This window comes from Mesorhizobium sp. M7A.F.Ca.CA.004.12.1.1 (assembly GCF_003997835.1).
Lineage (GTDB): Bacteria > Pseudomonadota > Alphaproteobacteria > Rhizobiales > Rhizobiaceae > Mesorhizobium.
Genome location: NZ_RZRK01000204.1, coordinates 1 through 8,700, shown reverse-complemented (window position 1 = coordinate 8,700; position 8,700 = coordinate 1). Strand labels below are relative to the sequence as shown.

The window sequence follows — 8,700 nt, the reverse complement described above, 5'->3', positions numbered from 1 at the left end:
GGACCAGTGCGGCGACACCATCGAAATCCCGGATGTACAAGATCTCCTCGCCGTCAGTCGGATCCTTCATGCGCGCGATCTTGTCGCTCATACCGGCCGAGGCATGTTTCTGGAAGAAACGCTGGCCACCGACACCGTCCGGCGCCCGCACCAGGCTGAGCGGCCGGTTGACGACAAACTGTTCCATGCGCGGCCAAACCTGCGCGTAATGGTCGAGCAGGCCCTGCTTGGAGATGTTTTCATCCGGCCACAGCAGCTTGTCGGGATGCGAGAGTTTTACCGTGGTCGTCATCGATCCGGCGGCTTTGCCACCCGATGCCGGCTTGGCCGTGCTCTTGCCTGTCGATGTCTTGCCTGTCGACGCTTTGGGCTTTTCCTGCACGACTTCCTCCGCCGGCTTGTCCTCGCGCAATCCCTGGAACGAGGCGTGGCGTATTATACGGTCCGAGGTCCAGCTGCGAAACTCCACTTCGCCGACAAGTTCGGGCTTGACCCAGACCAGGCCCTTGCCCTTCGGCACGGCGGTGGAGAAGGGCGATGTCTTTGCCGTCAATGCATCGAGTTTTGCCTTCAGCTCGTTGGCGCCCTTGCCGGAGAAACCAGTGCCGACGCGGCCGGCATAATGCAGCTTGCCGCCCTCGTGGAAGCCGACCAGGATCGAGCGCAGGCCGCGCCCGGTCTTGTCCGACGGCAGATAGCCGCCGATGACGAATTCCTGCCGCGCCGTGCATTTCGACTTCACCCAGGTCGGGCCGCGGCCGCTGCGATAGGGTGCATCGGCACGCTTGGAGACGACGCCTTCCAGGCCCATCCGGCAGGCATGCTCCAGCATGATCTTGCCGGGTTCGGAAAAGTGGTCGCTGAAGCGGACCGCCGGATTGTCGGACTGCTTGCCGAGCAAATCCTGCAAGGCCTGCTTGCGCTCGACCAGCGGCTCGCGCCGCAAATCCCTTCCATCGAGGCGCATCAGATCGAATACGTAATAGATGAAGCGATTTGTCCGCTTCGCCGACAGATCCTGCTGCAACAGCGCGAAAGACGAGACGCCGCTGTCGGCGAGCACGACCACCTCGCCATCGATGATGGCGTCGCTGCACTTCAGCCCGGCCAGCTCCGCGACGATCTCGCCGCCGAACTTCTTCGTCCAGTCGAGGCCGGTCCGGGTCAGCAGCCGCACATCGGTGCCGGCGATCTGCGCCTGCATGCGATAGCCGTCGAACTTCACCTCATGCAGCCAGTCCTTGCCCGGCGGCGCATCGCGCTCCAGCGTGGCCAGCTGCGGCTCGATGAAGTCGAGTTTCTTGCCCGCGGCCTTCGTCTTGCCGGCGGCCGGCTTGTTGGAATGCCAGACCTTCGGCTTCTCACCCTTCGCGGCCTTGCCCTCGCCGACCTCCTCGATCGTCAGGCCCGACTTCACCGATTCCGGCGCCTCCTTGAGGATGTCCTCGCCAGGACGCGCGGCGGCATCGTCCGACTTGATCAGCAGCCAGTTGTCGCGTTTTTCACCCGCACGCGGCTTCAGTCGCACCAGATGCCATGCCCCATGCAGCTTGTGTCCCCTGAGCTCGAAGCTGATATGGCCCTTCTTCATCGCCTTGGCCGGGTCGATCTCGGGGGTCCAGGTGCCCTCGTCCCAAACGATGACCGAACCGCCGCCATATTCGCCCTTGGGAATGGTGCCCTCGAACGGCGCATAGTCGATCGGGTGATCCTCGACATGCACGGCCAGTCGCTTCTCATGCGGATCAAGGCTCGGGCCGCGCGTCACCGCCCAGCTCCACAGCACGCCGTCATGCTCGAGGCGCAGGTCGTAATGCAGCCGCGTCGCGGCATGCTTGTGGATGACGAAGATGCCGCCCGCGCCGCCCTGCTTGGTCCGGGCGACCTTGCCGGCCGGTTCGGCGGTTTTCTTGAAATCGCGCTTGGAGTGATATTGTTCGAGGCTGGCCATCCGTTGGGTTCCTCAGGCCGATTTGCGTTTGGGCGCGCTGGCTTTCGGCTTGGCGCGTTTGGCCGCCGGCTTGGCTTTCGCCGACGAAGACCTTTTCGATGATCCGGAATCTGACAGGCTCTTCTTCAGCGCGTCGAACAGATTGACGACATTGGAAGGCTTGGGCGCCGCCTTGGCCTTCGGCGCCTTGTGGCCGGCCTTCTTGGCGCGGATCAGCTCCAGCAGCGCGTCCTCGTATTTGTCGTCGAATTTCGAGGGATCGAACTTCGTCTTCTTCTTGTCGATGATCAACTCGGCGAGGTCGGTCATCTCCTGATCGGTCTTCACCGACTCGATGTCGCCGAAGACGGTGTCCTGCTGGCGCACCGTGTTGTCGTAGCGCAGCGTCGTCAGCACCATGCCTTTGCCGAGCGGCTCGATAACCACCGGCCGTTCGCGTCGGTAGAGCACGATACGCGCCAACCCGGCCATCTTCTTGCCCGCCATCGCGTCGCGAATGACGGCGAACGCTTCTTCCGACACCTTGTCGGCCGGCGCGACATAATAGGGCGTATCGAGATAGATCTGCTGGATCGAAGCTTTGTCGACGAAACCGTCGAGCGCCATCGTGTGCGAGGATTCGATCTGCACCGCCTCGATCTCGTCTTCCTCGATATGGATGAAATCGCCATCGTCGAGTTCATAGCCCTTGATCTCGTCATCCTCCCCCAGAGGCTTGCCGGTTTCGGCATCGACATAGAGGCGCTTCACCGTGTTGCCGGTCTTGCGGTTGAGAATGCGAAACGAGACCCGCTCCGTGTGGGTGACGACATTGGTGAGTTCGACGGCACAGGTGACCAGCGAAAGCTTTAAATAGCCTCTCCAGGCCGGACGCGGCGCCATGATATCTCCCTTCCACAACCAGATGAAGGTGAGAACGGACAGACCGCGCTCCAGTTCCGCGCTCACGGACCGATCTGGATGCCAAGGGCGCGCCCGAGGCCTTATGGCCGCCAGCACCTGAATTTCGCGGGCGCGGCAAAAGTTGAAACAGAACCGCGCGCGCGCGACATTCAAACGAAACATATGTGATGCAAAAGTCACATTGGCCGGAATGCCGGCCAACTGCACGGAAAGACCCCGAATCAGCCGCAATCCAGCCACGAAGCGAGGCATTTTCGACCAGATATTAACATCACGTTCACCGACTATTCACGCCTCGACGCTATGATGACCGCAATTCGGAAGGGACATCCGAAAATCGGGACAGGGACAAGGGTAATGAACTTCCTCGCGCACCTCATCGGCTATGCCGCCGCCATCCGCGAATTCGTCGCGCCGACCTATCGGCCCGAGCGCTATTACATGCGCGGCCCCGGCCCTGCTTGCGCCCGTCGCGGCAACTCGCTGGGCGCGCACTGATCATGGCTTTCGAAAATCGCCACAACAGCAGGATCTGCAGGCCGGCCGCCTCTACCCGCGCCACCACCTATCGCGCCGAGCGTCCCGCTCTCGCCGACAGGCGCCGTGCGACATCGCCACGGCTTTGATACCGACGCTGGCCGGCTTAGTGTCATAGGACACGAGCAGCCGAGGCCAGCGTGACCGACCATTCCCAACCCAGTCGACCCCAGTCAAATCGTCCCTCCGGAACAACTCTCGACGCACGCCATCGATTGATCGTTTTCGATGGCGTCTGTGTGCTCTGCTCCGGCTTCGTGCGCATGGTGGTCAGGCTCGATCGCCAAGGCCGTTTCCGCTTCGCCACCGCGCAGTCGCCCTTCGGTGAAACGCTGTTTCGGAAGCATGGACTGCGCACGGACTCTTACGAAACCAACCTCGTCCTGATCGACGGCGTCGCCTTCACGCGGCTCGACAGCTTCGTCGCTGTCATGGCGGAACTCGGCTGGCCCTGGCGGGCGGCAAAAACGCTGCTGCTGCTGCCGCGCCCGCTGCGCGACTGGCTCTATGAGCGCGTTGCCAGGAATCGCTACGCGCTGTTCGGCAGGAAGGACAGCTGCGAGGTTCCTTCTCCGGAGCTGCGCGAGCGGTTCCTTGACTGAGGATGTGGCTGCTGGAGAACGAGCCGCCGCTCAGCGCATTGATCGGGCGTTATCGCGGTTGGCTCGAACCGGTGGATTCGCACGGCTTCAGCACGATCGCGTCGCCGGCCCCCTTGCCCAATTCCCGGCAGCCTTGAACCGAGCACAGCGTCCAGCCGTCGCCGGTTGCGCCAGAGGCGGCGAGTATGACGCGCCGCTGTGGGCCGACCGTGGGCGTGTAGGCCCACCAGCCATTCTTCAGCACCGCGCCTTCCGATGGCTCCATGCCGGCGCCCGAGCTCTTGACCCGCGCCTCGACCAGCTGCAGGCCGATAGGCGTGACCTTCCAGTCTTCCTCCCAGCGCGTCCGTTCCACCGAATGCGTCCAGGACAGCGTAAAGGCGGCGACGGAGAACGTCACCATCTTGCCGGCGGCCAGGATGCAAAGGCTCATGTTTTGGCTGAAGCCTGCCGCGCACGAAAGCAGTGCCAGCCGATCCAGGCCAGCGCCAGCGCCCAGCCGGCCTCGTCGGTCAGCGGCACCGCGGCGACCAGCAGCACGCCGGCCGCGAAGGCGATGAGCCGTTCCCACAATGCCATGCGGCTGGCGAGGAAACCGACGGCGGCGGCACCCCACAGCACGATGCCCATGCAGGCCTTGGCGACGATGTAGGCGACCTCGACGGGATAGCCGAACTGGGCGGCGATCGGCCCGGCGTCCTGCAGCATCAGAGCCGGCGTGTAGACCGCCATGAACGGCACGACGAAGCCGGCAATGGCGAGTTTAGTCGCCTGGATGCCGATCTTCAGGCCACTTTCCCTAGCCATGGGTGCCGCGGCAAAGGCGGCCAGCGCCACTGGCGGCGTCAGATCGGCCATGATGCCGAAATAGAAGACGAACATGTGGCTGACCAGCAGCGGCACGCCAAGCTCGAGTAGCGCCGGCCCGGCCAGCGACGAGGTGATGATGTAGTTGGGAATGGTCGGGATGCCCATGCCCAGCACCAGGCAGGTGAGCATGGTCAGCAACAGCGACAGGAACAGATTGTTCTCGCCGATGGAGATGATCCAGCCGATGAAGGTCGAGGCGATGCCGGTCAGCGTCAGCGTGCCGATGACGATGCCGACGATGGCGCAGGCAATGCCGACCGGCAGCGCGTTCTTGGCCCCTTCGGCGAGCGAGTCGACGCAGATCCGCAGCGTCTCGCGGCCGCCCTTGAATGTGAAGCAGGCGACCACCAGTGCGGCGATGACGGCGCCGAGGAGATTGACGCCGAACTTCATGAACGAAGCGGCGGCAAGCCCGAGCGCGATCCAGAAGACGATGCGGAAGGCGAGCGGACCGATCGCTGCTGCCAGCGGCGTGCCGAGGATGAGCACGATGGTCAGCGCCAGGCCCATCGTGCCGGCGAAGATCGGCGTGTAGCCGGCAAACAGCAGGTAGACGAGCGCTGCCAGCGGCAGCACCAGCGGCCAGTGCTGTTTCACCGCGTCCCACGGATTGGGCAGGTCCGCCTTGGCCATGCCGTGCAGCCCGGCCTTGCCGGCTTCCAGATGCACCTGCCAGAAGCACGCGCCGAAATAGAGCAGCGCTGGGATGATCGCCGCCTTGACCACATCGGCATAAGGCACGTTCAGCGTCTCGGCCATGATGAAGGCGACCGCGCCCATCACCGGCGGCATGATCTGGCCGCCCATCGAGGAGGTCGCCTCGACGGCACCGGCAAAGGCCGAGCGGAAGCCGAAGCGCTTCATCAGCGGGATGGTGAACTGGCCGCTGGCCACCACATTGGCGACTCCCGAGCCGGAAATGGTGCCCATCAGCGCCGACGACAGCACGCAGACCTGCGCCGGGCCGCCGCGCCATGTGCCGACAAGGCCCAGCGCGAAATCGTTGAACAGCGCGATCATGCCGGCGCGTTCGAGAAAGGCGGCAAAGACAACGAAGATGAAGATGTAGGCGGCCGAGACATAGATCGGCGTGCCGTAGATGCCTTCGGTGCCGTAGGCGAAGGTGTCGACCAGCTGGGCGAAATCATAGCCGCGATGGACGAGCGGCGGCGGCAGATGGTTGCCGAAAAAGCAGTAGGCGAGGAAGATGAAGGCGATGATCGCCAGCGGCAGCCCCATCAGCCGCCGCGCCGCCTCGAAGACCAGCACCACCAGCACCGCGCCGACGATGAGATCCGGCGTGGTCAGGAAGCCGGAGCGGCGGATGAGGTCGGTGTAGAACACCCAATTGTACAGGCCGGTGCCGAAGCCGAGCGCCCCGAGCGCCCAGAACGCTGCTTTGGCCGGCATGCTCTTGGCGCGCAGATTGGCGATCAGGCCGAAGCCGAGCAGCAGCAGGAAGCCGACATGCATCGCCCTCACCACCTGGCTCGGCATGCTGCCATAGGCGGCGACATAGATCTGGAACACGGAAAAGGCGACGGCGATGAGAAAGGCGGCCTTGCCGGCGATGCCGTCGCCGAAGCCGGGTGGCAGGCCTTCGACCTGTTCTTCGACGGCAGGCAGATGGAAGGTGGTGGATTTGCCGTCGGTCGTTGTTCCAGACGATGCTTCGCTCATCCGACTGTCTCCAGAAGGAGCGAAGTGTAGTGCGAGGCGCCCCCCTCTGTCCTGCCGGACATCTCCCCCTCAGGGGAGATCAGCAGCGTCGGTGTCTGCGCACGTTCTGCAACGCTAGCGAATGGCGAAAGGTATGGTGACGGCCAATCTCCCCCCTTGAGGGGGAGATGCCCGGCAGGGCAGAGGGGGACGCCTGGCGAGTGCATCTCCGATAGCCGAGCCATGCTCCGCTACTTCAACAATCCCTTCTCCTTGTAATACCGTTCCGCACCGGGGTGCAGCGGCACTGGCATGCCGTCGAGCGCCTTGGCCTGGTCGATCGCCTTGGCGGCGGCATGGGCCGCGGCAAGCTGGTCGAGATGGTCGAATATCAGCTTGGTCATCTGATAGGCGATCTCGTCGGAGACATCGGCGCGGGTGATGAGGAAATTGCCGACGGCGGCGGTGGCGACATCCTCGCTTTGGCCCTCATAGGTACCCTGGGGAAGGACCCCCGAAAGATAGGGCGAGCCGATCTTCGCAACATCCTCGGCCGGCACCGCCACGACATTGATCGGCACCGAGGTGGCGAGGTCGCGGATCGAGGCGACGCCGAGTCCGGCCGATTGCAGAGTGGCGTCGAGCTGCCGGTTTTTGATCAGCTCGACCGATTCGGCGAAGGGCAGGTATTCGACCCGGCCGAGATCCTCGTATTTCAGCCCCGCGGCGGCGAAGATCGCGCGCGCATTGAGTTCGGTGCCCGACGCCGGTGCGCCGACCGACAGGCTCTTGCCCTTGAGGTCGGCCAGCGTCTTGATGCCGGACTCCTGGCTGGCGACGATCTGGATGTAATTGGGATAGATGGCGGCGATGCCGCGCAATTTGTCGAGCTTGCCTGGGAAACCGGCCTCGGCATTGCCTTCGGCGGCCATCTTGACGGAATCGCCGAGCGCAAAGGCGATCTCGCCCTTGCCCTGCTGCAGCAGATTGAGGTTTTCAACCGAAGCCTTGGTCGCCTGCACCTGGGTGCGAGCGCCTTCGATGCCCTTGCCGTAGATTTCCGACAACGCCACGCCGAGCGGATAATAGACGCCGGATGTGCCGCCGGTCAGCACGTTGATGAATTCCTGGGCTCCTGCCGACACAGCGCCAAGGCCAAGTGACAGCGCCACAGCGCCGGCTGCAACAAGTTTCGTTCTGAAATGAAACATCCGATTTCCCTCCCTGAAATATCGACGACCGCACCGCCTCCCAGGTGCGAACCGGGGCGAGTTTAGACAGTGGGCCGGAAATGCCAACCCGCAATTGTGCTCGTTAGACGAACGGTTGAGAGATCGGGAAGCAGATGGCGGCTTGCACAAAAATCCGTCGGAGCGGAAAGTTTTCCGCATCCTGTCGAAATCGTGCGCTGCCGCGCGACATACGTCCGGCTCGCAACGACGCGGCCTTCGAAACAACGGGAGAAGACCATGCGATACATGATTTTGATTTACGCCGACGAAGCCGCGATGGCGAATGCCCCGGCCGAGGCGACCTACCAGATGAGTGCCGCCTATGGCGCCTATACTGAGGCCCTGAAGAAATCCGGCGCGTGGCTGGCCGGTGACCGGCTGCGCCCGAGTCAGGCGACCACCTCGGTTCGGGTGGCTGGTGGCAAGACCAACGTCCTCGACGGCCCCTATGCCGACACCAAGGAGCAGCTTGCAGGCTTCTACATGATCGAGGCTGCGGATGCCGACGCCGCGATCGCCTGGGCGGCGCGCTGCCCGGCGGCCAGCGCCGGCACTGTCGAGCTGCGGCCGATCTGGGAACTGACCGAGTACCTGTCTGAGAAATGACGATGTGATGGACAGTCGCTCCGAGAACGCCCGGGCGGCCGCCGAGGCTGCCGCCCGGCAGAGCTACGGCAAGCTGGTCGCCTGGCTCGCTGCGCGCACGCGCGACGTGGCCGCCGCCGAGGACGCGCTGGCCGATGCCTTTGCCGCCGCCCTCGAGCGCTGGCCGCGAACCGGCGTGCCGGAAAAGCCGGAAGCCTGGCTGCTGGCGGTGGCGCGGCGGCGCCGTGTCGATGCGGTGCGGCGGCGGCTCACCAGCGAGGCCGGCCGCGAGCATCTCAAGCTGATTGCGCAGGAGGCGGAGGAACGCATGACCGAGGAAGACCTGCCCGACGATCGGCCG

9 protein-coding genes are annotated in these 8,700 nt (G+C 64.0%); 4 read left to right on the top strand and 5 right to left on the bottom strand.

What is annotated here, in order from left to right; genetic code table 11:
* Positions 1 to 1,951, bottom strand: a 1,951-nt coding sequence (gene ligD / locus EN984_RS13205; protein WP_127383775.1) for a DNA ligase D, incomplete at its 3' end; no start/stop codon positions are given.
* A 12-nt stretch (positions 1,952 to 1,963) separates the two neighbouring features.
* Positions 1,964 to 2,833: a Ku protein gene (locus tag EN984_RS13200; RefSeq protein WP_127268915.1), complete on the bottom strand. Its 870-nt coding sequence runs from the start codon at positions 2,831 to 2,833 to the stop codon at positions 1,964 to 1,966.
* 378 nt (positions 2,834 to 3,211) lie between these two features.
* Here EN984_RS13200 and EN984_RS13195 point away from each other — a divergent pair, with 378 nt between their 5' ends.
* Positions 3,212 to 3,352, top strand: a complete 141-nt coding sequence (locus EN984_RS13195; protein WP_013528645.1) for a hypothetical protein — start codon at positions 3,212 to 3,214, stop codon at positions 3,350 to 3,352.
* Positions 3,353 to 3,606: 254 nt separating this feature from the next.
* A complete protein-coding gene (locus tag EN984_RS13190) occupies positions 3,607 to 3,993 on the top strand; it encodes a DCC1-like thiol-disulfide oxidoreductase family protein (protein ID WP_256754965.1) in 387 nt (128 codons plus the stop codon).
* Between the two features lie 49 nt (positions 3,994 to 4,042).
* On the opposite strand, the gene EN984_RS13185 is transcribed toward EN984_RS13190, so the two are convergent.
* The 3 genes from EN984_RS13185 to EN984_RS13170 form a co-directional block, all read right to left on the bottom strand.
* Positions 4,043 to 4,426 (bottom strand): DUF1850 domain-containing protein, encoded by a 384-nt coding sequence (locus tag EN984_RS13185; protein WP_127267559.1) that lies wholly within the window; start codon positions 4,424 to 4,426, stop codon positions 4,043 to 4,045.
* Complete coding sequence (locus tag EN984_RS13180; protein WP_127267558.1) at positions 4,423 to 6,543, bottom strand: TRAP transporter permease; 2,121 nt, start codon at positions 6,541 to 6,543, stop codon at positions 4,423 to 4,425. The genes EN984_RS13185 and EN984_RS13180 overlap by 4 nt, the downstream gene beginning before the upstream one ends.
* A 230-nt stretch (positions 6,544 to 6,773) precedes the next feature.
* Entirely contained in the window at positions 6,774 to 7,733 is a 960-nt protein-coding gene (locus EN984_RS13170) for a TAXI family TRAP transporter solute-binding subunit (protein ID WP_127383774.1), read from the bottom strand.
* Positions 7,734 to 7,991: 258 nt separating this feature from the next.
* Between EN984_RS13170 and EN984_RS13165 the strand changes: the two genes are divergently transcribed.
* On the top strand, positions 7,992 to 8,360 hold the full coding sequence (locus EN984_RS13165; protein WP_127267556.1) for a YciI family protein: 369 nt from the start codon (positions 7,992 to 7,994) through the stop codon (positions 8,358 to 8,360).
* Between the two features lie 7 nt (positions 8,361 to 8,367).
* Positions 8,368 to 8,700: sigma factor (locus tag EN984_RS13160; protein ID WP_281057287.1), on the top strand; the 333-nt coding region annotated here is incomplete at its 3' end.